Below are 24,906 nucleotides of genomic sequence, written 5' to 3' on the forward strand. Positions count from 1 at the left end.
GGCGCTCCCTACATGCGCTCGGGCGCGGAGACGCCGAGCAGGTCGAGCCCGTTGCGGAAGACCTGGCCGGCGGCGTCGTTCAGCCACAGGCGCGTGCGGTGCACGTCCTCGACCGGGGCGTCGCTCAGGGGGATCACCCGGCAGTTGTCGTACCAGCGGTGGTACAGCCCGGCGAGCTCCTCCAGGTAGCGCGCGACGCGGTGCGGCTCACGCACCTCGGCGGCGAACGCGACGATGCGCGGGAACTCCTGCAGCGCGCCCAGCAGCGCCGCCTCGGTCTCGTGCGTGAGCGTCTCCGGGGCGAAGACCGAGCGGTCGATGCCGGAGTCGGCGGCGTTGCGCGCGACGTTGTGGGTGCGGGCGTGTGCGTACTGCACGTAGAACACCGGGTTGTCGTTCGTGCGCTTCTGCAGCAGCTCCGGGTCGAGGTCGAGCGGCGAGTCGGCGGGCGAGCGCTCCAGCGAGTACCGCAGCGCGTCCGTGCCGAGCCAGTCGAGCAGGTCGTCCATCTCGATGATGTTGCCGGCGCGCTTGCTGAGGCGGGCACCGTTGATCGAGACCATCTGGCCGATGAGCACCTGGATGTTCTTCGCGGGGTCGTCGCCCGCCGCTCCCGCGACCGCCTTGAGACGGTGCACGTAGCCATGGTGGTCGGCGCCGAGCAGGTAGATCTTGTCGCGGAAGCCGCGGTCGCCCTTGTTCAGGTAGTAGGCGGCATCGGCGGCGAAGTACGTGTACTCGCCGTTCGAGCGGCGGATGACGCGGTCCTTGTCGTCGCCGAAGTCGGTGGTGCGCACCCAGACGGCGCCGTCCTCGTCGAACACGTGGCCCTGCTCGCGCAGACGGTCGACGGCGTGGTCGATCAGGCTGGAACCCGAGGCGTCCTTCGCGTGGAGGGTGCGCTCGGAGAACCACACGTCGAACGGCACGTTGAAGCGCTCGAGGGAATGCTTGATCTCGGCGAGCTGGTACTCGTAGCCGAGCTCGCGGGCGACGGCGAGCTGCTCCTCCTCCGGGATGTCGAGCAAGTCGGGGCGGGCCTCGAGGACGCGGCCGGCCAGCGTCGCGATGTACTCGCCCGGGTAGCCGCCCTCCGGCGTGGGCTCCCCCTTCGCCGCAGCCAGCACGGACGCGGCGAAGCGGTCCATCTGCACGCCCGCGTCGTTGATGTAGTACTCGCGCACCGCACGGGCGCCGCTCGCGAGGAGCAGGCGGACGATCGCGTCGCCGAGGGCCGCCCAGCGCGTGTGCGCGATGTGCAGCGGCCCGGTGGGGTTGGCCGAGACGAACTCGACGTTGACGCTCACGCCCTCCTGCGAGGAGTTCGTCCCGTAGGCGGGGCCGGCGTCGACGATGACCTTCGCGAGCGCGCCGGCGGCCGCCGCGTCGAGGCGGATGTTGAGGAAGCCGGGGCCCGCGACCTCCACACTCGCGATGCCGTCCACATCGGCCAGTCCGTCGGCGATCTGCTGGGCGAGTTCCCGCGGGTTCGTGCCGAAGGACTTGGCCAGGCGCATGGCGATGTTCGAGGCCCAGTCGCCGTGATCGCGGTTGCGCGGGCGCTCCAGCACGATGTCGGCGGCGGAGAGGTCGAACGGCTCGCCCGGACGTCGTTCCTCGGCGATGGGGGCGAGGACGGCGAGGAGGGCGTGGGCGAGCGTTTCAGGATTCATAGACCCCCCAGTTTACGGGGGTGCGCAGGCCCGTTCCGTCGCCCCGTGTCCCGCCGAGTTTGCGATCCGTCCTCCGTGATCTACTCTCACACCATGAACGCCCCCGCCGCCCCTCGTCGACTGCGCATCGCGGGCGTCGCCGCCGCCCTCCTCGTCGCCGTCGCCGCGGGCGTGATCGGGGTCTGGCGACCGTGGGTTCCGGCGCCGTCGTCCCTCCCGGTCGGCACTGCGGCCGGAGACGAGTCCGCCGCGGTGATCGCTCCTGCACCGCTCGCGCTCCCCGACGAGCCGACCGTCCTCGTCTTCGGCGATTCGTGGACCTACGGCTCTGCCGCGTCCGACCCCACCCTCGGCTACGCGTACGTGCTCGCCGACCTGCTGCACGGCACGACCATCGTGGACGGCGTGCGCGGCAGCGGCTACCTCAAGCCCGGCATCGACGGCCCCACCTTCGGCGAGCGCATCGCGGCGCTGGACCCGACTCTCGACCCGGACCTCGTCATCATCCAGGGCTCCATCAACGACCGGGCACAGGGCGCTGCCGGCTACCGCGAGGCGGTGACCGCCGCGTGGGACGCGCTAACGGCGCTGTACCCGGAGGCGGCGATCGTCGTGCTCGGCCCCGCGCCGCACGAGCTTCCGGTCGGCGCGCAGACGGCACGGATCGACCGGGATCTCGCGGCTCTCGCCTCGGCCCGCGGCTGGTGGTACATCTCCCCCGTCGCGCTCGACTGGATCACCGAGGACAACTATCTCTCCGTCATCGACGTGGAGGTCGGACGCAAGCATCCGTCCACCGACGGCCACCGCTATCTCGCCGAGAAGCTCGCGGCGGCGCTCGACGAACTGCGCGCCGCACCGGTCACGGAGGCCGGTGGGTCGGAGACCACCCCCGACGAGTGATATTGTCGATCGGTACGCCTCCGTAGCTCAGTGGATAGAGCGCCGGTTTCCGGTACCGTAGGTCGCAGGTTCGACTCCTGTCGGGGGCACGTACAGCAAGAGGGATCGTCCACACGGACGGTCCCTCTTCTCGTGCCGCCGGGAGTCCGTCCACGTCCCGCAGCCGAGCCGGGTAGCCTGGATCCGTGCCCTCCCTCCTCATCGCCGGTTCGACGCGCGCTCCGCGCCGTCTGTCGTCCGCGACGCCGATGACGGAGTGGATGCGCGTGGTCCTGCACCCCGGCACCAACGGTTGGACGAGCGTCTGGGGCACCCTCTCGCACGGCGAGATCGCCGGCTGCCCGCCGCCACAGAGATAGGCCGCGCCCGGACGGGTGCGGCGACATCGCGTCACCCATCCATCTGCCGTGAGGTATCCCTGTGTCTTCTTCGTCGTCCCCTGCCCGTTTCCGTCTCGCGCCACATGAGCTCTGGCGCGGCATCCGCTCCACCGCCCGCAGCGACGTGCTGGGCGGCGGTCTGCTCCTGACCGCCACGCTCGCCGCCCTGATCCTCGCCAATTCCCCCGCCGCCCCCTGGTACGAGGCCATCAGGGACTTCCGCTTCGGGATCCCGGAGTGGCACCTCGAACTCAGTGTCGGCGCCTGGGCCGCCGACGGGTTGCTCGCGGTGTTCTTCTTCGTCGTCGGACTGGAGCTGAAGGAGGAGTTCGTCGCCGGACGCCTCCGCGACCCGCGCCGTGCCGCGCTTCCGATCGCCGCCGCGGTGGGCGGCGTCATCGTCCCCGCCCTCTTCTTCGTCGCGATCAACGCCTCGTCGGGCGCCGAGGTCCTCCGCGGCTGGGCGATCCCCACGGCCACGGACATCGCGTTCGCGATCGCGGTGCTCGCCGTCGTCGGCCGCTTCCTGCCGCCCGCCCTGCGGGTGTTCCTGCTGACCCTCGCGATCATCGACGACCTCATCGCCATCACGATCATCGCCACCTTCTACACCGAGACCATCAGCTTCCCCTGGCTGATCCTGGCGCTCCTCCCCCTCGCGGGCTTCGCACTCGCTGTGCAGAACGGCATCCGATCCTGGTGGATCCTGCTTCCCCTCGCCCTGGCCGTCTGGGCGTTCGTGCATGCGTCCGGGGTGCACGCGACGGTCGCGGGGGTGCTGCTCGGCTTCATGGTGCCGGTGCGTCCGACGGAGCGCGCGCGGGTGCGGACCGGGACGGACGCCGACGGCGCTCCGGTCTACGACGGTCTCGCCGCGCACTTCGCGGATCGCTGGGGCATCGTGGCGACCCTCGTCGCCGTGCCGGTGTTCGCCTTCTTCGCGGCCGGCGTCGAGATCGGCGGCGTGGACGGCCTCGTCTCGGCGCTGACCGACCCCATCACGATCGGTATCATCGTGGGGCTCGTGCTCGGTAAGCCCGTCGGCATCCTGCTCACGACCTTCCTGTTGAGTCGCGTACCGGCTCTGCGCCTCGATGAGTCGCTGCGCTGGCCGGACCTCGCGGGCATGTCCCTGCTCGCGGGCATCGGGTTCACGGTCTCGCTGCTGGTGGGCGAGCTCGCGTACGGCAGCAGCAGCGTCGCGGACGATCACGTGAAGATCGGCGTGCTCGTCGGCTCCCTCCTCGCCGCGGTCCTCGGCGGACTCGTGCTCGCAGCACGAAGCCGGCGCGCGCGCGGGGCCGCCTCGGCCGGCTGATGCCCCGGCGCGACGGCCGGCCTCAGGCGATCTCGAGGTTTCCGGCCGTCGCGCTGCCCGGCGGTTCCGGTACCAGGTAGAGCCCGGTGGGGCTGTTGGCCGTGTAGGCGAGCGCGTCGACCCACGCGCGATTCACCTCGGGTCTCCTGCTGCCGAAGTACTGGAAGACGATGCTGCTGTAGGCGTGGATCCAGACGGTGTTCTTCCCGCCGCCGACGCTGGCATCCTCCCGCCAGCTGAACGCGAACGGCTCCCCTCGACGCAGCTTCGCGGTGATGACGAGCTGGATGTGCAGGAGCGCGCGGTCCTCGAGTTCGCATCGTTCGTACGCCTCCCCGTCTCATCCGTCAATGCCCTGAGTCATCCTCGAGGCGGCGCCTAGCGTCGGTCACTCCACGTAGCGAAGGAGCATCCGATGAAGGCGATGACCTACCGCGGACCGTACAAGATCCGCGTCGAGGAGAAACCCGACCCGACGATCCACCATCCCAACGACGCGATCGTCCGGGTCACGAGAGCGGCCGTGTGCGGGTCGGATCTCCACCTCTTCCACGGCATGATGCCCGACACCCGCATCGGGCACACCTTCGGTCACGAGATCGTCGGGGTGGTGGAGGAGGTCGGCCCCTCGGTGGAGAGCCTGCGCCCGGGCGACCGGGTGATGGTGCCGTTCAACATCTACTGCGGCTCGTGCTACTTCTGCCGCCGAGGCCTCTTCTCGAACTGCCACAACGTGAACCCCAACGCGACAGCGGTCGGGGGGATCTACGGCTACTCGCACACGACGGGCGGGTACGACGGCGGGCAGGCGGAGCGCGTGCGCGTGCCGTTCGCCGATGTCGGCCCGTCGGTGATCCCGGAGTGGCTCACCTCCGAAGACGCGCTGCTGCTCACGGACGCGTTCTCCACCGGCTACTTCGGCGCGCAGCAGGCGGACATCGCCGAAGGGGACACGGTGGTCGTGTTCGGCGCCGGGCCCGTCGGCCTGGCCGCCGCCCGCTCGGCCTGGTTCCTCGGCGCCGGACGGGTCATCGTCGTCGACCACCTCGACTACCGGCTCGAGAAGGCACGGGACTTCGCTTTCGCCGAGACGATGCACCTCCACGAAGCCGGTGACATCGTGCTCGCCCTGAAGAAGGCGACCGGCTACCTCGGCGCGGACGTGGTGATCGACGCGGTCGGCGCGGAGGCGGACGGCAGCGTCGTCCAGCACGTGACCGCCGCGAAGCTCAAGCTGCAGGGCGGCTCCCCCGTCGCGGTGAACTGGGCCATCGACAGCGCGCGCAAGGGCGGCACCGTGTCCATCCTCGGCGCGTACGGTCCTCTGGTGACCTCGGTGCGCCTCGGCGACATCATGAACAAGGGGCTCACGGTGCGCGGCAACCAGGCTCCCGTGAAGAGGCAGTGGCCGCGGCTGCTCGAACACATCCAGGCAGGGCACATCCGTCCCTCCGAGCTGCTGACGCATCGCTTCCCGCTGGAGCACATCGCGGAGGCCTACCACGTGTTCTCGTCCAAGCTCGACGACTGCATCAAGCCGCTCATCGTCGTCGGAGAGGAATGACCATGCCGTACGAAGGATCTCGACCCATCCCCGCACCGACCCCCGATGAGCTGCGTGCACGGATCCCGGGCTGGGGCGCCGACCTCGCCCCCGAGCACCGCCGCACCTGGCAGCAGCTGGAGGATGTCGGCGACACCGGCGCGCACTGGGACCTCCCCGAGCGTCAGGGCCCCGACCGCGGCCGCGAGCGCTCGATCGAGCACGGCATGCTGCCTCCCGTCTGGGGCACCGCGCAACCGCTGCACGGCGTGTCGGGTGCCATCAGGCGCGTCGCCTACGACCGGTTCAGCGAGACGAAGAACAGCCGCTGGCTGCTGCTCGTGCTGGGCGACCGCGTCGATGCCGTGACCGCGCACGCCCGCTCCCTTATCATCCGGCGGCCGGACGACCCCATCACGCAGACCGGCGTCCTCGCGGAACCGCAGCATCGTCCGCTCGCGTCGCGGTTCGGACGCGGCCGCATCGATCTCCGGCACACCTGGCTCGACCCGATCATCGTCGTGGGGCCCTGGGTGCTGACGGCGGTCCTGGGCGTCCGCGCTCTCCGCCGCCTCGGCCGTCGGCGCTGAGCCGGGACCGAGACGGCGGCGTGGTGGCGCTCAGCGCTGCAGGATGCCCGCGGTGACGACCTCCGGACGGAGATCGAGCCGCCGCAGCAACTGCGCATTGAGCGCCACCACGATCGTCGACAGCGACATGAGCACCGCGCCGACCGACATCGGCAGCACGAAGCCGATCGGAGCGAGCACACCCGCCGCGAGCGGGACGGAGAGCAGGTTGTACCCGGCCGCCCACCAGAGGTTCTGCCTCATCTTCCGGTACGAGGCGCGGGAGAGCTCGATCACCGACAGCACCGCACGCGGGTCGTCTCCGGCGAGGATGACCCCGGCGGAGGCGATCGCCACGTCGGTGCCGGCGCCGATCGCCAGGCCGACGTCGGCCTGAGCGAGCGCGGGCGCGTCGTTCACGCCGTCGCCCACCATCGCGACCCTGCGGCCCTCGTGCTGCAGCTCCTGCACCTTCGCGGCCTTGTCCTCCGGCCGGACGCCCGCGAACACGCGGTCGATGCCGAGGTCGGCCGCGACGGTGTGCGCGACGGCCTCCGCGTCGCCGGTGATCATCACGACCTGGACACCGAGCGCGTGCAGGGCGTCGACCGCGTCCCGCGACTCCGGGCGCACCTCGTCCGCGAGCTTGAGCGCCCCGATGACGTGTCCATCCCGCAGCACATGCAGGATGATCGCGCCGTCCGCACGCCAGCCCTCCGCAGCGGGGAGCTCGTGGGCATCCTCCTCCGTGAGCAGGTGCGGGCCGCCGACGCGGATCACCGCACCGTCCACCGTCGCGGTCACCCCCACCGCCGGCGAGGACGAGAAGTCGCGGCTCGCCGGCACGCGGAGTTCCTTGTCGCGCGCGGCGCGGACGATGGCCTTCGCCAGCGGATGCTCGCTGTCGGCCTCGGCGGCCGCGGCGAGCGCCAGCACCTCCTCCGCGGTCTCCGCACCGGCCACCGACACCGCGGAGACGACGGGCTCACCCTTGGTCAGCGTGCCGGTCTTGTCGAACAGCACGGTGTCGACGGTGCGCATGCTCTCCAGGGCCAGCCGATCCTTCACGAGCACCCCGCCACGGGCCGCGCGCTCGGTCGCGATCGAGACGACGAGCGGGATGGCCAGGCCCAACGCGTGCGGGCAGGCGATCACGAGGACGGTGATCGTGCGGATGACGGCGTCGTCCGGCAGGCCGACTGCGCTCCACACCACCGCGGTGATCGCGGCAGCACCGAGCGCGAACCAGAACAGCCAGCCGGCTGCCGTGTCGGCGAGACGCTGTGCGCGGGACGTGGAGTTCTGCGCCTCCGTCACGAGCCGCTGGATCCCCGCGAGCGTCGTGTCGTCTCCGGTCGCCGTGATCTCCACGCGCAGCCCCGAGTCGGTGGCGACGGTCCCCGCGGTCACAGGGTCGCCGGTCGCCCGGGTGACGGTGCGGGACTCCCCCGTCACCATGGATTCGTCCATCGAGGCGCGGCCGTCGACGATCCGCCCGTCGGCGGGGATGCTCCCGCCGGGGCGCACCACCACGACATCGCCCACGCGGAGGTCCGACGGGGAGACCCGCACGACCTGATCGCCCTCCACACGCTCCGCCTCGTCCGGCAGCAGCGCGGCCAGCGAGTCGAGGGCGGAGGTGGTCTGCGCCAGCGAGCGCATCTCGATCCAGTGCCCGAGCAGCATGATCACGATGAGGAGAGCGAGCTCCCACCAGAAGTCGAGCTCATGATGCAGCAGGCCGAGGCTCGCTCCCCAGGACGCGACGAACGCCACCGTGATCGCGAGCCCGATGAGCAGCATCATGCCGGGCCGCCGGGCACGGATCTCGCTGACGGCGCCGGTGAGGAACGGCTTCCCTCCCCATACGTACATGACCGTCCCGAGGACCGGCGACACCCAGACCAGACCCGGGATGTCGGGAAGCGGGTAGCCCACGATCATCGCGAACATGCCCGAGAGCAGCACGGTCGGCACGGCGAGGACGAGCATGATCCAGAACAGCCGCCGGAACTGGGCGACGTGGTCGCCGTGACCGCCGTGTCCCGCGTGTCCGCCGTGCCCGGCGGGCGCACTGTGTCCCGCGTGGTCCGTGTGGTCTCCGGGCGCGGCGTGCTCCGCGTGCCCGGTGTGGTCCGCGGGCGTCCCGGTCCCCGCTCCCGCGGGGTGACCGTGCGCGGAATGGTCGTGATGCGAGGTGCTCATGTCTTCCCTCCAACGTCGATGATGCCGTGCGGGGCCGGATCTGTCGCGGCCCCGCACGGGTGGGGGCTCAGGCCGCCCTGGTGTACTTCGCGGGATCGGCGTCGAATGCCGGCCCGCAGCCCGCGCAGCAGAAGTAGTAGCGGGTGCCCTCGTGGTCGCGGTACAACCCCGCGGCCTCGGCGGTCGCGATCACGACGGGCGTTCCGGCCATCACCGGGCATTCGGCCATGCCCTCGGCCGGCACGGCGAGCAGGTCGGTGCGCCCTTCGGCGGACACGCCGCTCTGGCGCGGGACGCTGCAGCAGGATCCTGCGGGGGAATCGGACATGTCGGTACTCCTCTGTCTCTCGTTCACGGGGTGTCCACCGCCCTGCTGCGGAAGGACCGCAGGCGGAGGCTGTTGCCGACGACGAAGACGCTGGAGAACGCCATCGCCGCACCGGCGAGCATGGGGTTGAGCAGGCCGAGCGCCGCCAGCGGGATGGCTGCGACGTTGTAGGCGAACGCCCAGAACAGGTTGCCCTTGATCGTGACGAGCGTGCGGCGGGACAGGCGGATCGCGTCGGCCGCGCTGCGGAGGTCGCCGCGGACGAGCGTGATGTCGCTCGCCTCGATGGCCGCGTCGGTCCCGGTCCCCATCGCCAGCCCGAGCTCCGCCTGGGCGAGGGCCGCGGCGTCGTTCACACCGTCTCCCACCATCGCGACGACCTTTCCTTCGCCCTGGAGCCGGCGCACCACCTCGACCTTGTCCTGGGGCAGCACCTCGGCGATCACCTCGGTGATCCCCACCTCGCGGGCGATCTGCTCGGCCACCGCACGGTTGTCTCCCGTGAGCAGGACGGGCGTCAGTCCCAGCGCCCGGAGCTGCGCCACCGCCTCCGCGCTCGTGGCCTTGACCGTGTCGGCGACGACGAGCACCCCGCGGGCACGACCGTCCCAGCCCACCGCGATCGCGGTCTTGCCCTGGGCCTCCGCCTCGGCCTTGACCGCAGCCAGCCCCGCGGACAGGTGCTGCGACCAGTCGGCGAGCAACGAGGCGCGTCCCACGACGACGGCGTGGCCGTCCACGATGCCCTGGACGCCCCTGCCCTCGACGCTCGCGAACTCCTCGACGCTCGGCAGGGTGCCGAGCTCCCGGGTGGCCGCGGCCGCCACGGCCTGCGCGATGGGGTGCTCGGAGGCGTCCTCGAGGGCCCCGGCGAGCCGCAGCAGCTCCTCGCGCTGCACGCCGTCGTCGGTGTGCACCGCCGTCAGCGTCATGCGACCGGAGGTGACGGTGCCCGTCTTGTCGAGCACGACCGTATCGACCTTCCGGGTCGACTCGAGCACCTCGGGGCCCTTGATGAGGATGCCCATCTGGGCGCCGCGACCCGTGCCGACGAGGAGAGCGGTCGGCGTGGCCAGACCCAGAGCGCAGGGGCAGGCGATGATGAGCACCGCGACCGCGGCGGTGAAGGCGGCGGCAGCCGGGAACCCGGCCGCGAGCCAGGCCACGAGCGTGCCGAGGGCGATCACGATCACGATCGGCACGAAGATCCCGGAGACACGGTCCGCGAGGCGCTGCACCTCGGCCTTCCCGGTCTGCGCCTCCTCCACGAGCCGCGCCATCTGCGCGAGCTGGGTGTCGGCGCCGATGCGGGTCGCGCGGACGACGAGGCGTCCCCCGGCATTCACGGTGGCGCCGGTGACGACGTCGCCCTCCCCGACCTCGACGGGCACCGACTCGCCGGTCAGCATCGAGGCATCGACGGCGGACGTGCCGCCGACCACCACCCCGTCGGTGGCGATCTTCTCCCCCGGGCGCACGACGAACTCGTCCCCGACCCGCAGCGCGCTCGTCGGGATGCGCGTCTCGACGCCGTCGCGGAGCACGGCGACCTCCTTCGCGCCGAGCTCCAGCAGCGCGCGGAGCGCCGCACCGGCCTGACGCTTGGAGCGCTTCTCGAAGTAGCGTCCGGCGAGGATGAACGTGGTCACCCCGGCTCCGACCTCGAGGTAGATGTTCCCGGCACCGTCGCTGGGCGCGACGGTGAACTCGAACGGGTGCGTCATGCCGGGCATCCCGGCGGTGCCGAAGAAGAGCGCGTACAGCGACCACAGCAGCGCGGCGATCGTGCCCATCGAGATGAGCGTGTCCATCGTGGCCGCACCGTGCCGGAGGTTGATCCACGCCGCCTTGTGGAACGGCCAGGCCGCCCACACGATCACGGGACCCGCGAGCGCGAGCGACAGCCACTGCCAGTACGTGAACTGGAGCGCCGGGATCATCGCCATCGCGATGACCGGGACGGTGAGCACGACGGAGGCGATCAGCCGCTGCCGCAGCGCCGTCAGCTCCGGATCCGGCTGCTCTCCGTCGGGCTGCGCTCCCTCCGGCGCGGGAGGCGCGGGGACGACGGCGGTGTATCCGGTCTTCTCGACCTCGGCGATGAGCACGGCGGTGTCGACGCCCGCCGGCACCGTGACGCTCGCCTTCTCGGTCGCGTAGTTCACGGTGGCGGTGACGCCGTCGAGACGATTGAGCTTCTTCTCGATCCGCATCGCGCACGACGCGCAGGTCATGCCGCCGATCTCCAGCTCCACGCTGGTCGCGGACGGGGTGTCCATCAGGACCGGACCGCCTGGTAGCCCGCCTCGTCCACGGCGGCCAGCACGGCCGTGTCGTCGACGGGGGCGGAGCTGCGCACCACGAGTCTCCCGCTCTGCGCGCTGACATCGATACCCTCGACACCGGGGATGCGCGACACCTCGTCGCGGATCGCCATCTCGCAGTGGCCGCACGTCATTCCGGTGACCTGGTACTCGCTCGTGCTCATCATGCTTCCTTTCCTCGGGATACCCCCCTGGGGTACTCCTTCGGCACAACCTTATACCCTCCGAGGGTATTCCCGCACGCCCGGCCGCAGCGGGACTCGTCCGCTCCGGGTGAGGGACGCTCGGCATCCGACGCCGCGCCTGGGAGGATCGCGGTCATGGACTCCTCACCTCTGTCTTCCTGGCGGGACACCGGCACACGGCGCACCATCGAGGCGTTCGTCGCCGCCGTGACGGAGGGTCCTGACGCCGTCCCCGTCGACGAACGCATCGCGGTGTTCGACAACGACGGCACTCTCTGGTCGGAGAAGCCCATGCCCACCCAGCTGCACTACGTCGTCGAGCGCTGGCGCGAGGAGGCGACCCGCGACCCCTCCCTGGCCGACCGGCAGCCCTACCGCGCCGCGGTCACCGGTGACCTGGGCTGGCTCGGCACCGCGATCGACAAGCACTACGCCGGCGACGACTCCGACCTCGGCGTCATCATCCAGGCGCTCCTGGGACTGACCGATGGCGTGAGCGTGGAGGACTACGCCCGCTCCGTGGCGGAGTTCTACCGCACGGCCCAGCACCCGCTCCTCGGCCGCCCCTACGCCGAATCGGTGTACCGCCCGATGGTCGAGCTGCTGCGGTACCTCGAGGGCCACGGCTTCACGTGCTACATCGTGTCGGGCGGCGAGCGCGACTTCATGCGGCCGATGACCCAGGCGAACTACGGCATCCCTCCCGAGCGCGTGATCGGCTCGGCGCTCGGACTCGCCTACGACGAGAAGGACGCCAGCGTCCGCTACTCCTCGGCCCTGGCGTTCTTCGACGACGGACCGGAGAAACCGGTGCGGATCTGGAGTCGGATCGGGCGGCGCCCGCTGCTGGCGGCCGGCAACTCGAACGGCGACATGCCGATGCTCGACTTCGCGCACGGCGGCCCTCGGCCCGGACTCGCGCTGCTGATCCATCACGACGACGCCGACCGCGACGACACGCCCTACGACACGGGAGCGGAGCAGGCCCTCCACGCAGCCGCCGACCGCGGGTACACCGTGGTGAGCGTCCGCGACGACTGGGCGTCCCTGTTCCCCGACCCCGTCTGAGTCGGGGATCACCGGTCAGAGGGCGCAGCGGAACCCGATGTGGGTCATGGCGGTGTCCTCCGCCTGCGCCGATCGCGCCGCGGGGCGGTAGCGGAGGCAGTACTCCGGAGCGCACAGATGCGATCCCCCCTTGAGCACGCGGCGAGGGATGGGCGACCCGGGCTCGGAGGACAGCAGGCTCGCGCGTTGACCGGCGTCGACACCGACCGCACCTGGCGGCACGTGCCGGTGCGTCCAGTAGTCCACCGTCCACTCCCACACGTTGCCGATCATGTCGTGCAGGCCGTACCCGTTCGCGGGGAACGAGGCGACCGGAGCGGTGCCGATCCACCCGTCGGCACCGTCGTTCCGGTACGGGAAGGCGCCCTGCCAGGTGTCGGCCATGAGGGTGCCGTCCGGCTTCGTCTCCTGACCCCAGGCGAAGCGGGCGCCGACGAGGCCGCCGCGCGCCGCCCATTCCCACTCCGCCTCCGTGGCAAGGCGCTTGCCTGCCCACGCGGCGTAGGCGACGGCATCGGGATACGCGACCTGCACGACCGGATGGTCGAGGCGGTCGTGGATCGACGACCCCGGTCCGAACGGGTGGCGCCAGGACGCCCCCGGCTCCCACCGCCACCACTGCCGCCAGTCGCGCAGGTCCACGGGGCCGGTGGTCGGTGTGAACACCATGGCGCCGGGGACGAGGTCGTCCGGATGCACGCCGGGATAGTCGGAGGGGTCCATCGGCCGCTCGGCGATCGTGACGTACCCGGTGTCCTCGACGAACGCGGCGTACTGGCGGTTCGTCACGGGATGCTGATCCAGCGTGAACGCCTCCACGCGCCGCTCGTGGACAGGCCCTTCCTCCGGGTAGAACTCGTCCGAGCCCATGAGAAGCGTTCCGCCGGGGATCTCGATCATCACCGTCATGACCTCATGCTAGGCCGCGGCCCCCTCCGTTCGATCACTCACGCGACAGCATCGCCGCCGCCTCGAGTTCCATATCGAGATACTGCTCTGTGCTCACGTCCACCGCCACGCCCAGGAGCTTTCCGCCGGTGAACGGGAACGGGTTGCGGTACTGCGCACTCACCGGGTCGGCGCTGTCCCACCCGACGCAGAGACCGTCGCCGCAGAGCGTGAACTTCCCGACCTGCGCCCGCATCGGACCGGACGCCACGGCACGATCATCGACGTACAGCGTGGTCGTGCCGACGGACTCGCCGTGCTCCCCCGCTCCTTCGCGCACGAACTCCACACCAAGAGTGTGCGGGCCGGGGGTGAGCTCCTCCGAGGTGAACGACTGCTCCGGTGGGATGCCGAGGAAGTTGTACACGTAGACCAGTCTGTTGTCCTTGAGGAACAGCGAATGCCCGCCGAAGCGGGAACCGTGCGCGAAGATCACACCCTCGGCGCCCTCGTCGAGGACGGCATCGGCGATGATCTTGTAGGAGCGCCCTCGGACGTTCACCGCAACGCTCTCCGGCACCGCCGCGGTGCCGGGGAAGTACACATACCGTCCCCGCGGCGGCTCCGCCTGCGGACGCTCCACGTTCAGCAGGTCACGGGCCGAGCGGTCGTCGAGCGGAAGGGCGAAGTTCGCCTCCGCCTCTGCGAACCACGCGGCGATGAGCTCCTGCAGCTTCTCCGGGTGCGTCGCGGCGAGGTCGTTCGACTCGGAGCGGTCCTCCGCCACGTGGTACAGCTCCCACACGTCGTCGTCGAAGTGGCCCTTGCCGCTCAGCGGCGCGTGCACGGCCGCCGCCTTCCAGCCGTCCTTCCAGATGCCCCGGGTGCCGAGCATCGAGTAGTACTGCACGCTCTTCCGCGTCGGCCCGTCCGGCGCGGCGTCGAAGGAGTACTTCATCGAGACGCCGTCGAGCGGTCGCTGCGGCACTCCGCGGTAGGACTCCGGCATCGCGATGCCGATCACGTCGAGCACCGTCGCCACGACGTCCACCGAGTGGTGGTACTGGTGGCGCAGCTCCCCCTTCGCCGCGATCCCCTTCGGCCAGTGCACGACCATCGGGTCGCAGGTGCCGCCGGAGTACTGGGAGTACCGCTTGAACATCTGGAAGGGCGTGGAGAACGCCGCCGCCCATCCTGTCGGGTAGTGGTTGTAGGTGTCGGCGGACCCGAGCGTGTCGATCATCGCGAGGTTCTCGGCGAGGTCGTCCGGGTAGCCGTTGAAGAACTTGTTCTCGTTCACGGAGCCGTCCGGCGATCCCTCCCCCGAGGCGCCGTTGTCGGCGCAGTAGAAGATGATCGTGTTGTCCAGCTGCCCCGTCTCCTCCAGGTAGTCCACGATCCGGCCGACCTGGGCATCCGTGTACTCGGAGAAGCCCGCGAAGACCTCCGCCATCCGCGCGAACAGCCTCCGCTCGTCGTCGTTCAGCTCCGCCCACGGGCGCACGTGATCGGCCGGGTTCGCCGCCTCCTCCGGCAGCGGGTTGAACGGCGTCATCTGCGTGCCCTCCGGCAGCACGCCCTTCTCGATCATGCGGGCGAGCACCCACTCGCGGTAGGCGTCGTAGCCGTCGTCGAACGCCCCCTTGTACTTGTCGATGTACTCCTGCGGCGCGTGGTGCGGCGCGTGGTTCGCGCCCGGGCAGAACCACATGTACCAGGGCTTCGAGGGATTCGAGGCCTGCTGGTTCCGGATCATCGCGAGCGCCTGGTCGGCGAGGTCCTTCGACAGGTGGTAGCCGTCCTCCGGGCGGTACGGCTGCTCGATGAAGTGGTTGTCCTCGACCAGGTCGGGGTACCAGTTGTTGGTCTCCCCGCCGAGGAAGCCGTAGAAGCGGTCGAAGCCGAGCTGCAGCGGCCACATCGAGCGGCTGCCCCCCGGCGCGATGTCCTCTTCCGGGACGTTGTGGTTCTTGCCGAGCCAGAACGTGCTGTACCCGTTCTCCTGCAGAACCTGTCCGATGGTCGCGCACTCGGCGGGGAGCCGCCCCGCGAAGCCGGGGAAGCCGTTCGTGCCCTCCATGATGACGCCCGCGCGATTGACGTGGTGGTTACGGCCCGTGAGCATGGTGGACCGCGTGGGAGAGCACAGCGCCGTGGTGTGCCACTGCGTGTAGGTGAGACCCCCGGCGGCCAGACGGTCCATCGTCGGCATCGCGATGCGGCCGCCATACGGCGACCAGGAGGCGAGGCCGGTATCGTCGTACAGCACCACGAGGACGTTCGGCGCTCCGTCCGGTGCCTTCCGCAGCTCATACGGCGACCAGTCGGGACGGGAGTCGCGGACGTCCAGCGTGATCTCGCCCGAGAAGTCTGCGTTGAATTCCGACATCGTCTCTCCTTCGTTCCTGGCGCGTCCGCGCTCTCTTCGGCCTGAGTCTTCCGACCCCGCGCGCGTGCCGACAGGGGTCCTCACCCGCGCCGGGTGATCTCCGCGTCGCTCGCGTCCGCGCCGACGGCGGCGTCCTGCTCCTCCGGCGCCGTGGCGGGGACCGGCCGTCGCAGCAGCTCCACGAGGATCGTCAGCACGAGCACGCCGATCGCCACGCCGAGGACGGCGCCGAAGGTCACAGGACGCGTCGCCAGGAGGATGAGCACCCCGATCGCCATCCCGGCGATGAGGATCGCACCGCGATAGCGGTCGACCGCCCGCCCGAACCGCCCGGTGGAGATCCCCCGTGCCTCAGCTGCCTCGCGAAGCGCCCCGAACCCGCTCTCGGTGACGCCGCGCACCGTGCGGGCGCTGCGGCTCGACCCGGCGAGCCACGCCCAGAGCGCGATGAGCACCCCGACCAGAGCAAGCGCGACGATGGTGGAGCCGAGGAGCGCGGTGAGCTGATCGAAGAGGGATTCGGCCGCCGACGCCGTCATGATCGACGGGCTGACGGCGCTGACGAAGAACCCGCGCCCGATCCCCATTCCGGCGGCGAGGAGGAGGAAGACGACGGCGAACCCGGCACTCGTCCAGAGCAGCGCCCGCGGCCGGTTCACCGCGAGCAGCACACCGAGGACGACGAGACCGAGCACGACCCACGGCAGCCAGAAGCCCGCCGTCACCGCGATCTGGTAGACCGTGCGGACCAGCACCAGGGCGTCGGCCTGCACCACCGGGATGGTGCGATCGATCACCGGGATGAGGTCGGCGACCCCGGCCCCACGCTCGGCCAGAGCCTCCTTGACGCGTTCGACGACGGCCCCCACGTCCACCGAGAGGACCCCGTCGTCGCTGAGGTCCAGCGCGGTGCCGGGCTCGTCCTGCAGGATGGCGACGGCGCGCTCATGAGTGAAGCGCAGCGTCTCCGCCCAGATGTCGGCGAACTGCTGCGACGACACCACCTCTTGCACGAAGCCGTCGATCAGGGACGACAGGCCGGAGGCGGCCGGCGCTTCCAACAGGCCGAGGGCGGCGGTGGCGCGCGGCGGGAGGTCGAGGGCACGCAGGCCGTCGAAGAGCTCGCCGACCACCGCATCCAGGTCGACCTGCTCGTCGATGGCGGCCGTCACCTGATCGGCGACGAAGTCCTGCACGTCCGGATCCTCGGCCAGCGGGGCGAAGGTCGCGACGAACCGGTCCGCGTCGACGAGCTGCAGCCGCGCCCATGTCCCCATCGCCGCGATCGGCGCGAGGAGCACAGCGACCACGAGCACGATCCCGGCGATGATGCTGCGGGCGGAGATCCGGCGTCGAGGGCGTCGGAGCGCCTCGTTCTCCTGCTCCAGCGCACGCAGCCGTGCCCGCAGGTCCTCGATCTCGCTCATCGCCGCCTCGTCCCGATCGTCGCGACGCTCAGCTCAGCAGCTTCTGCTTCGCGGCCGTGAACTCCTCGTCCGTCAGCACGCCGGAGGCCTTCAGCGATCCGAGCTCCTGCAGCTTGGCGATCAGGTCGTCCGCCGCTGCGGGCGGCGCGGCCGGCGGGCTCGTCGGCGGCGCATACTGCGCGGCCGCGGTGCGGGCCGCATCGTCCATCCGGGCCTGTTGCTGGGCGGCCTCGTACTGCTGCTGCTCGTACTGGCTCTGTGCGCGGCGCTCCTGGTGCCGCATCGCGGCTCCCTGCACCGCGGTCGCCGTCCCGGCGACCACCGCGGTCCGCGCGGCGAGACCGATGAGCCCCGGCCGGCCGAATCTCCGCAAGGGCATGTCATTCACCTTCCTGTTCGAGGATGTCCATCACCGCGTTCACGACGGGTGCCGGAACGCGCTCGCTGCGCAGCACCTGGCCTCCCGCGGCGGCCACATCCTGGGCGAGGGTCCGAGCGAACAGGAGCTCCAGGACCATGACCGCCGCCGACCGTCCCGGCGGCACGACCTCCGCCAGGGCGCGGACGTCGTCCTCGCTCGCGAGCCCGGCGACGATCGGCTCGAGGCCGTCGAGGACGGCGGACCCGTCGTCCTCCTCGACCTCGAGGATGTCGAGATCCCCCTCCGCCGTCCGCGTCACCAGCACGAAGTCCAGCACTCGCACCACGCCCTTCGACACCAGGTCGGTCAGCGCGCCGAACGTGGACGGGTCCGGCCGATCACCGTCGAAGGCCACGAGATAGAACTCGACGGGCCCGAATCGGAACTCCTTCATGTCGCCACCCTTCATCCGCGGTCCAGAATGGCACCGCCGTCGTCGCCCGCGCACCGGTCCTCACCCGCTCCGGGTGAGGAATCGGGACTCCCTCTCCGTGCGGCTGTCACCATCGGAGGACGGGACGAATCGAGGGTGGCTATGAGGAGCCGGGTGCTGGGAGACGTGGCGTTCGTCGTGGTCGAGCTCCGCAGCGCACACCCGGGACCGCCCGTCCTCGAACCGCTGCTGCGTCAGGTCGAGGACGGCACGCTGCGCGTGCTCGACTTCCTCGTCGTCCGCCGCGACGCCGCCGAGGGGCAGCGCATCACGGAGATCGACGGCGACGACTTCTCGCTCGCCGGCCTGCCCCTGTATGCACCGGGACTGATCTCCCTCGACGATGTCCGGCATTTCCTCCCGTGGGTGCCTCCCGACGCCGTCGCGGCCGTCATCCTCGTCGAACAGCGCTGGGACGTCCGCTTCATCCGCGAGGTCGAGGACGCCGGGGACCGGATCCTGGCGACACAGGCGATCCCCTCCGCGGTCGCGAACGCCGCACTCGTCGCCACCCTCGGTGTGAGCCCCTGACGCCGTGCCTGCTCACACGGTCGCGTGGACGGCCTCCCGCCGGGACGAGACCCCGAGCTTGCGGTAGATCGCTCGTTGATGCGTCTTCACCGTGTTCACCGACACGGAGAGTTCCTGGGCGATCTCCGGCAGCGTGCGCGCCGTCTGCATCTGGTGGAAGACGTCGCGTTCCCGCTCCGACAGCCGATCGGTCACGGAGCCGACCGCGTCGAGGGCGAGGCATGTCTCGATGAACTCCTCGAACTGCGTGCCGTGATGCACATGCGCCTGCAGCAGCCGGCGCACCGCGACCTCGCGCGGGCCGAAGAGCACGGCGAGGTTCTCCGCGGACGCGACCGAGAGGGCGGCCTCGCACAGGTCATGCGCGTCCTCCTGGTGCCCCGTCGCCCTCCGGAGCGTGGCCGCGGTGATCAACGTGGCGGCTTTGACGTACGACAGCTCGGACGCACCCCGCAACGACCGCAGCATCTCCAGCGCCGCCGCATGCTCCTCGGCGCGACGCAGGATCCCGGACAGGGCGACGCCCACGAGCGGGAGGTCGGTACCGCCGGCATACTTCTTCGCGATGCGCAGTGCGCGCTCCCTCCGCCCCACCGCCTCTTCGAGCAGGGCCACCGACGACTCCCGGAACGCCGGCCACTCCACCCCCTGGACGACGTCGATGGGGAGCTCCTGCACGCTGATGGCCGCTCGGCGGCAGATCGCGGGGTCTCCCGTGAGCGCGGCGGCATAGGCTCCCATCATGCGTGCATGTCCGGCCAGATCGCGGCCGGACGCGGCTTCCTCACGCGCCGCATCGAAGATCCGGACCGCCTCCTCCGCCTCGCCCGACCAGTACGCCACCCACCCCGCGGCGGCCACGGCGCTTCCGCGCGCGAAGGTGTTCCGCGGAAGAAGAGCCTCCCGGGTGGTCTCGGCCTCGGCGAGCACGGCCGCGGCCTCCGTGAGCCGGCCGGAGGTGGCGAGGCCGTAGGCGAGATGTCCGACGGCGCGGGACGTGAGCTCCCGATCGCCGGCCTCCCTCGCCTCGCGCGCCGCCGCCGAGAAGTACTCGATCGCGAGGTCCGGCGATTCGCGATTGCGCAGCGCGGTCCACCCCAGCAGATGGTTGAGCGCCACCCGACCGCCGTACATCCTGTCGTCCTCGGCATCCAGCAGCGCACGGATCTCCGGACCGGATGCGGCCACCTCGACGGACGACTCCGCGAGCAGCAGGCGGACGATGAGCAGGACGGCGGGGTCGGCCTGCCCCGGCGTGCGATCGAGGAGTGCCTCCGCCCGTCGACACAGCTCCCGCGCGACGCGATGGTCCCCGAGGACGTCGCTGGCTCCGGCCCGCACGAGCAGCAGGTGCGGATCATCCGGGTTGTCGCGCAGGAGAGCCGTCGCCGTCCGCTCCACGTCGACGGCCGAGGAGCCGACCACGAGGCCCAGCCAGTGCCGCAGGAGGATGGCCCTGGCACCGGCCCGATCCCCGGCGCGCCGCGCGTGCGTCACGGCGGCGATCGGATCCGTGTGCTCCAGAGCACGAGCGGCCCGGCGGTGCACCGTGGCGAAACGCGCCGCATCCGTCCGCGCGAGGTCCGCGCACCGACGCGCGAACGCGGGGTGCCAGCGGTACGTCGGGCCCTCCGGGCCGTCGAACCGGTCGAGAAACAGCCCGAGCCGAACGCAGGTCTCCAGGAGGTCGGCGGCGTCGTCTCTCGCCGTGACCTGTGCGGCGGTGTCGGGCGTGAGCTCCGCGCAGGCCGTCCCCTCGAGGACGAAATCCGCGAGCGCGGGCGGCAGCGCGTCCAGGACGTGCTCACGGATGTACGCGCCGAGGAAGGACGAGGCCGTCGACGCCGGGCTCGACGGCAGGGAGCCGCCGACGAGGACCAGCCGCACCGCGATGGGCCAGCCCCCGGTCTCGTCGCGCACCGCGGCCGCATCGAGCCCACCGGGCGCCGACCGCGTCAGACTCCGGATCTCGTCCGCCGAGAACCGGAGAGTGTCCACGCCGACGAAGGCTCCCGGGTTCATGAGGCGGTGGCGGGACAGGGTGACCTCGATCAGGGTCGTCCCCACCAGGAGGAGCCGCAGTCCGTCCGGAGGCTGGTCGGCCAGCAGCCCGAGGAGACCATCGCTCCACGCCTCCCCGGCACGGTGGGCATCGTCGACGACGAGGTGCACCGGGTGCTCGGCGTCCTGGAACGCCGCACAGATCTGCCGGTAGGCGCGCACCGGATCCTCGATGTCCCGCGGCGCGGCGAACACGCGCCCCGCACGCTCCCCGGCGAGCGCCAGCGCGTTCAGGACACCGGCGGTCAGCAGTGCGGGGTCGTCGTCGGACGCGCTCAGCGCGAGCCAGGCGACGTCGTCGCGCGATGACGCCCAGGCAGCGACGGCGGTGGTCTTTCCATAGCCGCTGGGCGCGCTGAGGACCGTCACCCCGTCCGCCTCGATGGCAGCCGCGATCGCCGCGGTCACACGTTCCCGCGGCACGACGCCGATGGGCGTGGCGGGCGGCCGGAAGCGCATCGCCGGTCCCGGCCTCGTGGAACGTACGGGAGGCGACATGGCAACACGAAACCACGCGTCCGCGCGCCCTTCCAGGGGGCGGAGGCGCAATCACCCGGATGAAAGTGCGGCGGGCTACGCTGGCCGCGTGACCTCGCTCCCCACTCCTCCGCGCTCCGCAGCGGACCACGCGCCCGCCCCTGCTCTGCGCACCCTGCTGATCCTGGCGGCGAGCGCGATCGTCCTCGCCGGGATCTCGCTGGCGCGCGAGGTGTTCGGCCCGCTGGCCCTCGCGATCGTCATCGTGGTGATCTGCGAACCCGTCCGTCGTCCCTTCCAGCGCCCCGGCCGGCCCGCCTGGATCGGGACGACCGCCGTGATCGTGCTCGCCTACGTGATCCTGCTGGCGATGGCGGCGCTGCTGTGGCTCGCCGGCACCCAGTTCGCCCGGCTCGTCGGCGACCTCGCATCGCAGGACGGCCTGGTGCGCGCCGCCGATCAGATCGTCGCCTGGCTGCAGTCCCTCGGGCTGGACCAGGAGGCGGCGGACGCCGCGGCCTCGATCCTCGACCCCGAGACCCTCCTCGGCCTGGCCGGGAGCCTGGGCGGCGCGGTGCTCGGGGTGGCGACAGCGCTGTTCTTCGTCTGCGCCTACATCATCTTCCTCGCCGCGGACGCTGCCCGCTATCGCACGGCTCCGGCGCTCTTCGGCGCCACGCACGGCCCCGCCCTGCAGCGCATCGCTCGGCTGCAGACGGGGGTCCGTCGTTACTACGTCGTGAACGCCGCCTTCGGCGCCGTCGTGGCGATCGTCGACGGCCTCGCCCTGTGGTGGATGGGCGTCCCCGCCCCGGTGGTCTGGGCGATCCTCGCGTTCGTGACGAACTTCATCCCGAACATCGGGTTCGCGCTGGGGCTCATCCCGCCGGCGATCCTGGCCTTCGTCGTGGGCGGCTGGCCGCTGCTGCTCGGTGTCATCGCCGTGTACTGCGTGGTCAACGTCGTGCTCCAGGTCCTCGTCCAGCCCAAGTTCGTCAGCGACGCCGTCGACCTGAGCCTGACCCTGAGCTTCTTCTCCGTCATCTTCTGGACCTTCGTGATCGGTCCGCTCGGCGCCATCCTGTCGATCCCGCTGACCCTGCTCGTGCGCGCCGTCGTGCTGGAGGGCGACCCGGGGGCGACCTGGGCGCGCTGGGTCACCGGCGACCGCACGGCCGTCCCCGAGCCCACGCCGGAGCCGTCCGCGGCGCCGACCCGGCGCCGGTTCCGCCGACGCTGACGCTGCTCCGCCGGCACCGCACCGCGAAATCACCAGGGCGAGGTTGCCCGCCGCTCTGGTCGTCGCCGTCCGACGATGCCATCGTGAAGCCGGACACCACCGGCGACGAAGGGAGAGCGCATGCCGCGTCCGCTCGCGGGCCTGACCCGACGCACCCTCGTGACCGAGCTCACCGCGGGGGTCACCCTCCTGGCGATCGCCATCCCGCTCAACATCGGCTACGCGCAGATCGCCGGGCTCCCCGCGACCGCCGGGCTGTACGCGCTGATCGTCCCGACCGTCGTCTACGCGCTCGTGGTGTCGTCGCGCCAGCTGGTCGCCTCCCCCGATGCCGCCGCCGCGGCCCTCGTGGCCTCCTCCATCGGCGGTCTGGCCGTCGCCGGCAGCGCCGACTACGCCACCCTGGCCCTCGCCCAGGCGATCCTCTGCGGCGGGATGTTCGTGCTGCTCGCCGTCTTCAAGCTCGGATTCCTGGCGAACTTCCTGTCGAAGCCGATCCTCGTCGGCTTCGTCGGCGGGCTGGCCCTGGACATCATGATCAGCCAGATCGCGAAGATGCTCGGGGTGAAGATCGACTCCGGAGCCGAGTTCGTGGACAAGGTCGTCGCGTTGGTGACCGGCCTCCCCTCGCTCAACGGCTGGTCCGTGCTCCTCGCCGCCGTCTCCGTCGCCGTGCTGCTCCTCGGACAGCGCTATCTCCGCGCCGTTCCCTGGGCGCTGATCGTGCTCGTCGCCACGACCATCACGGTCGTCCTCACCGGCCTCGACGGACGGGGTGTGGATGTGCTCGGCGAGGTCCCCGCCGGCCCTCCCGCGCTCACCTGGCCGATCATCGACTGGTCGCTGTGGCTCGCTCTCGTCCCGTCCGCGATCGCCCTGACCCTCGTCACCACCGCGGAGGGCCTGCTCGTGTCGCGCTCCTACGCCGAGAAGCATCGCTACCCGTTCCACGCCAACCGCGACCTGCTCGCCTTCGGCGTCGCGAACGTCGCCGCCGGCGCGCAGGGCAGCTTCGCCGTCGGATCCTCGACGTCGCGCACCGCGGCGATGGACCAGGCCGGCTCGCGCACCCAGCTCCCGGCGCTCGTGCTCGCCGTCGGGACGCTCCTGCTGCTGCTCTTCGGCACCGCGCTGCTCGCCGACATCCCCTCCCCGGCGATCGGCGCCATCGTCGGCGTCGCGATCATCCCGCTCCTCGGCATCCGCGACTTCATCCGCCTCTGGCGCCTCGACCGGTTCGAGTTCGTCATCGGTGCGGTCTGCTTCCTCGTGACCCTGTTCGTCGGCTCGATCGCGGGAATCCTCGTGGCGTTCGTGCTCGCCCTCGTCAACCTCGCGCAACGCGCCTCGCACCCGGCGATCGACGTGCTGGAGACCTCCGGCGACCCCGGCGAATCCCTCTTGGAGGACGCTCCCGCCGGCACGACGACCGCGCCGGGAGTCATCGTCGTCCGGCTCGCGGCACCCCTGTTCTTCGCCAACGGCGCCGTGTTCTCGGCCGCCGTGAAGGAGGCGGTCCGCGCCGCAGGCCCGTCCGCCGTCCAGCACGTCGTCGTCGACATGGAGGCGGTGACGGACGTCGACGTCACGGGCGCCGAGGCCTTCCAGGCGCTGCGGGAGTGGCTCGACGCGCAGTCGATCTCCCTCGCCTTCAGCCGCGTCCGGCCGAACACGCTCCGCCGCCTCCGCTCGCTGGGGATCCTCGACCGGGAACCGGTCTACGCGACCAACCGCGCCGCCATCACCGAGCTCGCGCCGACCGATGCCGCTTCGCCGGCTCCGAACAGGAAGGGCAGCTGAATGGGTGCCGTCATCGGGGAGATCCTCCCCCTCGCCGTGGGCGTCGCGATCAGCCCCGTGCCGATCATCGCCGCGATCCTCATGCTCCTGTCCCCGAAGGCACGGGTCACGAGCGTCGGATTCCTGCTCGGCTGGATCGCGGGCATCGTCGTGGCGGTCGGCCTCTTCACCCTGCTGTCTGCGGTGCTCCCCGAGGAGGATCCGGATGCCTCCCGCCCGATCCGCGGCGTCATCCAGCTCGTCCTCGGACTCCTGCTGCTGGTGCTGGCGGTCGGTCAGTGGCGCAAGCGCCCGAAGGCGGGGCACCCCGCGGCCCTGCCGTCGTGGATGAAGGCGATCGACACGATGTCGTTCGGCACGGCGCTCGGACTGGGGTTCCTGCTGTCGGCGGTGAATCCGAAGAACCTGCTCCTGGCCGCCGGAGCCGGCGTTGACATCGGGGGCGCGGCGCTCGACGGGGGGTCCACGATCCTCGTGATCGCCGTCTTCACCCTGATCGGGGCGTCGACCGTGCTCGTGCCCGTCGTCGGCTACCTCGTCGCCGCCGCACGGCTGCGCGCCCCGCTCGACGCCCTGCGCGGATGGCTCGCCGCCGAGAACGCGGTCATCATGGCCGTGCTGCTGCTCGTGATCGGCGTGTCCCTGATCGGCAAGGGCATCGGCAGCTTCTGAGCGCGCCGCCGCCGCGCCACGGAGATCACCCGGATGAACGCATCACGGGACCCGTGACCCCGGCCCTGACC

21 protein-coding genes, 1 tRNA gene and 1 pseudogene are annotated in these 24,906 nt (G+C 71.2%); 11 read left to right on the forward strand and 12 right to left on the reverse strand.

The window, feature by feature from the left end:
• Positions 1–8: 8 nt before the first annotated feature.
• The gene (gene argS, locus AC2W7E_RS10660; protein ID WP_485989062.1) at positions 9–1,673 is read right to left on the reverse strand and encodes an arginine--tRNA ligase; all 1,665 of its coding nucleotides are present in this window, start codon (positions 1,671–1,673) and stop codon (positions 9–11) included.
• 93 nt (positions 1,674–1,766) lie between these two features.
• Here argS and AC2W7E_RS10665 point away from each other — a divergent pair, with 93 nt between their 5' ends.
• The 4 genes from AC2W7E_RS10665 to nhaA all read left to right on the forward strand — a co-directional run bounded on the left by AC2W7E_RS10665 (position 1,767) and on the right by nhaA (position 4,274).
• Positions 1,767–2,576 (forward strand): SGNH/GDSL hydrolase family protein, encoded by an 810-nt coding sequence (locus tag AC2W7E_RS10665; protein WP_082758524.1) that lies wholly within the window; start codon positions 1,767–1,769, stop codon positions 2,574–2,576.
• Positions 2,577–2,592: 16 nt separating this feature from the next.
• Positions 2,593–2,665: transfer RNA gene (locus tag AC2W7E_RS10670), tRNA-Arg, on the forward strand.
• Positions 2,666–2,761: 96 nt separating this feature from the next.
• On the forward strand, positions 2,762–2,935 hold the full coding sequence (locus tag AC2W7E_RS10675; RefSeq protein WP_485989063.1) for a hypothetical protein: 174 nt from the start codon (positions 2,762–2,764) through the stop codon (positions 2,933–2,935).
• A gap of 61 nt (positions 2,936–2,996) precedes the next feature.
• The gene (gene nhaA / locus AC2W7E_RS10680) at positions 2,997–4,274 is read left to right on the forward strand and encodes a Na+/H+ antiporter NhaA (protein WP_485989064.1); all 1,278 of its coding nucleotides are present in this window, start codon (positions 2,997–2,999) and stop codon (positions 4,272–4,274) included.
• A gap of 22 nt (positions 4,275–4,296) precedes the next feature.
• On the opposite strand, the pseudogene AC2W7E_RS10685 reads toward nhaA, so the two are convergent.
• A pseudogene (locus tag AC2W7E_RS10685) lies at positions 4,297–4,587 on the reverse strand (DUF7882 family protein); the annotation flags it as partial.
• Between the two features lie 102 nt (positions 4,588–4,689).
• On the opposite strand from AC2W7E_RS10685, the gene AC2W7E_RS10690 reads away from it, so the two are divergent.
• Positions 4,690–5,838 carry a zinc-dependent alcohol dehydrogenase gene (locus AC2W7E_RS10690; protein ID WP_025103122.1) on the forward strand — a complete coding sequence of 383 codons (1,149 nt, stop codon included), beginning with the start codon at positions 4,690–4,692 and terminating at the stop codon, positions 5,836–5,838.
• Between the two features lie 2 nt (positions 5,839–5,840).
• Entirely contained in the window at positions 5,841–6,407 is a 567-nt protein-coding gene (locus AC2W7E_RS10695; protein ID WP_485989065.1) for a hypothetical protein, read from the forward strand.
• Between the two features lie 30 nt (positions 6,408–6,437).
• On the opposite strand, the gene AC2W7E_RS10700 is transcribed toward AC2W7E_RS10695, so the two are convergent.
• The 4 genes from AC2W7E_RS10700 to AC2W7E_RS10715 all read right to left on the reverse strand — a co-directional run bounded on the left by AC2W7E_RS10700 (position 6,438) and on the right by AC2W7E_RS10715 (position 11,407).
• Positions 6,438–8,591 (reverse strand): heavy metal translocating P-type ATPase, encoded by a 2,154-nt coding sequence (locus AC2W7E_RS10700; protein WP_485989066.1) that lies wholly within the window; start codon positions 8,589–8,591, stop codon positions 6,438–6,440.
• A 67-nt stretch (positions 8,592–8,658) separates the two neighbouring features.
• Positions 8,659–8,919 (reverse strand): YHS domain-containing protein, encoded by a 261-nt coding sequence (locus AC2W7E_RS10705; protein WP_025103119.1) that lies wholly within the window; start codon positions 8,917–8,919, stop codon positions 8,659–8,661.
• A 23-nt stretch (positions 8,920–8,942) separates the two neighbouring features.
• Positions 8,943–11,198, reverse strand: coding sequence for a heavy metal translocating P-type ATPase (locus tag AC2W7E_RS10710; RefSeq protein ID WP_485989067.1), 2,256 nt, complete (start codon positions 11,196–11,198; stop codon positions 8,943–8,945).
• Complete coding sequence (locus tag AC2W7E_RS10715) at positions 11,198–11,407, reverse strand: heavy-metal-associated domain-containing protein (RefSeq protein WP_025103117.1); 210 nt, start codon at positions 11,405–11,407, stop codon at positions 11,198–11,200. The genes AC2W7E_RS10710 and AC2W7E_RS10715 overlap by 1 nt, the downstream gene beginning before the upstream one ends.
• Before the next feature lie 156 nt (positions 11,408–11,563).
• Between AC2W7E_RS10715 and AC2W7E_RS10720 the strand changes: the two genes are divergently transcribed.
• A complete protein-coding gene (locus AC2W7E_RS10720) occupies positions 11,564–12,496 on the forward strand; it encodes an HAD family hydrolase (RefSeq protein WP_485989068.1) in 933 nt (310 codons plus the stop codon).
• 15 nt (positions 12,497–12,511) lie between these two features.
• On the opposite strand, the gene AC2W7E_RS10725 is transcribed toward AC2W7E_RS10720, so the two are convergent.
• The 5 genes from AC2W7E_RS10725 to AC2W7E_RS10745 form a co-directional block, all read right to left on the reverse strand.
• Complete coding sequence (locus AC2W7E_RS10725; RefSeq protein WP_485989128.1) at positions 12,512–13,396, reverse strand: formylglycine-generating enzyme family protein; 885 nt, start codon at positions 13,394–13,396, stop codon at positions 12,512–12,514.
• 43 nt (positions 13,397–13,439) lie between these two features.
• Complete coding sequence (locus tag AC2W7E_RS10730) at positions 13,440–15,773, reverse strand: arylsulfatase (protein WP_485989069.1); 2,334 nt, start codon at positions 15,771–15,773, stop codon at positions 13,440–13,442.
• Positions 15,774–15,853: 80 nt separating this feature from the next.
• Positions 15,854–17,200, reverse strand: a complete 1,347-nt coding sequence (locus AC2W7E_RS10735) for a hypothetical protein (protein WP_485989070.1) — start codon at positions 17,198–17,200, stop codon at positions 15,854–15,856.
• Between the two features lie 28 nt (positions 17,201–17,228).
• Positions 17,229–17,579, reverse strand: a complete 351-nt coding sequence (locus tag AC2W7E_RS10740; protein WP_485989071.1) for an SHOCT domain-containing protein — start codon at positions 17,577–17,579, stop codon at positions 17,229–17,231.
• 1 nt (position 17,580) lies between these two features.
• Positions 17,581–18,015, reverse strand: a complete 435-nt coding sequence (locus AC2W7E_RS10745; RefSeq protein WP_485989072.1) for a DUF6325 family protein — start codon at positions 18,013–18,015, stop codon at positions 17,581–17,583.
• A 141-nt stretch (positions 18,016–18,156) separates the two neighbouring features.
• Here AC2W7E_RS10745 and AC2W7E_RS10750 point away from each other — a divergent pair, with 141 nt between their 5' ends.
• A complete protein-coding gene (locus AC2W7E_RS10750) occupies positions 18,157–18,585 on the forward strand; it encodes a DUF6325 family protein (protein ID WP_485989073.1) in 429 nt (142 codons plus the stop codon).
• 12 nt (positions 18,586–18,597) lie between these two features.
• Here the strand turns inward: AC2W7E_RS10750 and AC2W7E_RS10755 are convergent, their stop codons facing one another.
• Complete coding sequence (locus AC2W7E_RS10755) at positions 18,598–21,144, reverse strand: winged helix-turn-helix domain-containing protein (RefSeq protein ID WP_485989074.1); 2,547 nt, start codon at positions 21,142–21,144, stop codon at positions 18,598–18,600.
• A gap of 88 nt (positions 21,145–21,232) precedes the next feature.
• Here AC2W7E_RS10755 and AC2W7E_RS10760 point away from each other — a divergent pair, with 88 nt between their 5' ends.
• From AC2W7E_RS10760 to AC2W7E_RS10770, 3 genes are all read left to right on the forward strand, one after another.
• Positions 21,233–22,363 carry an AI-2E family transporter gene (locus AC2W7E_RS10760; protein WP_025103108.1) on the forward strand — a complete coding sequence of 377 codons (1,131 nt, stop codon included), beginning with the start codon at positions 21,233–21,235 and terminating at the stop codon, positions 22,361–22,363.
• Positions 22,364–22,483: 120 nt separating this feature from the next.
• Entirely contained in the window at positions 22,484–24,163 is a 1,680-nt protein-coding gene (locus tag AC2W7E_RS10765) for a SulP family inorganic anion transporter (protein WP_485989075.1), read from the forward strand.
• A complete protein-coding gene (locus tag AC2W7E_RS10770) occupies positions 24,164–24,835 on the forward strand; it encodes a GAP family protein (protein WP_315104613.1) in 672 nt (223 codons plus the stop codon).
• Positions 24,836–24,906 lie beyond the last annotated feature (71 nt).

Source organism: Microbacterium sp. CFSPD4_SD4, assembly GCF_057364585.1.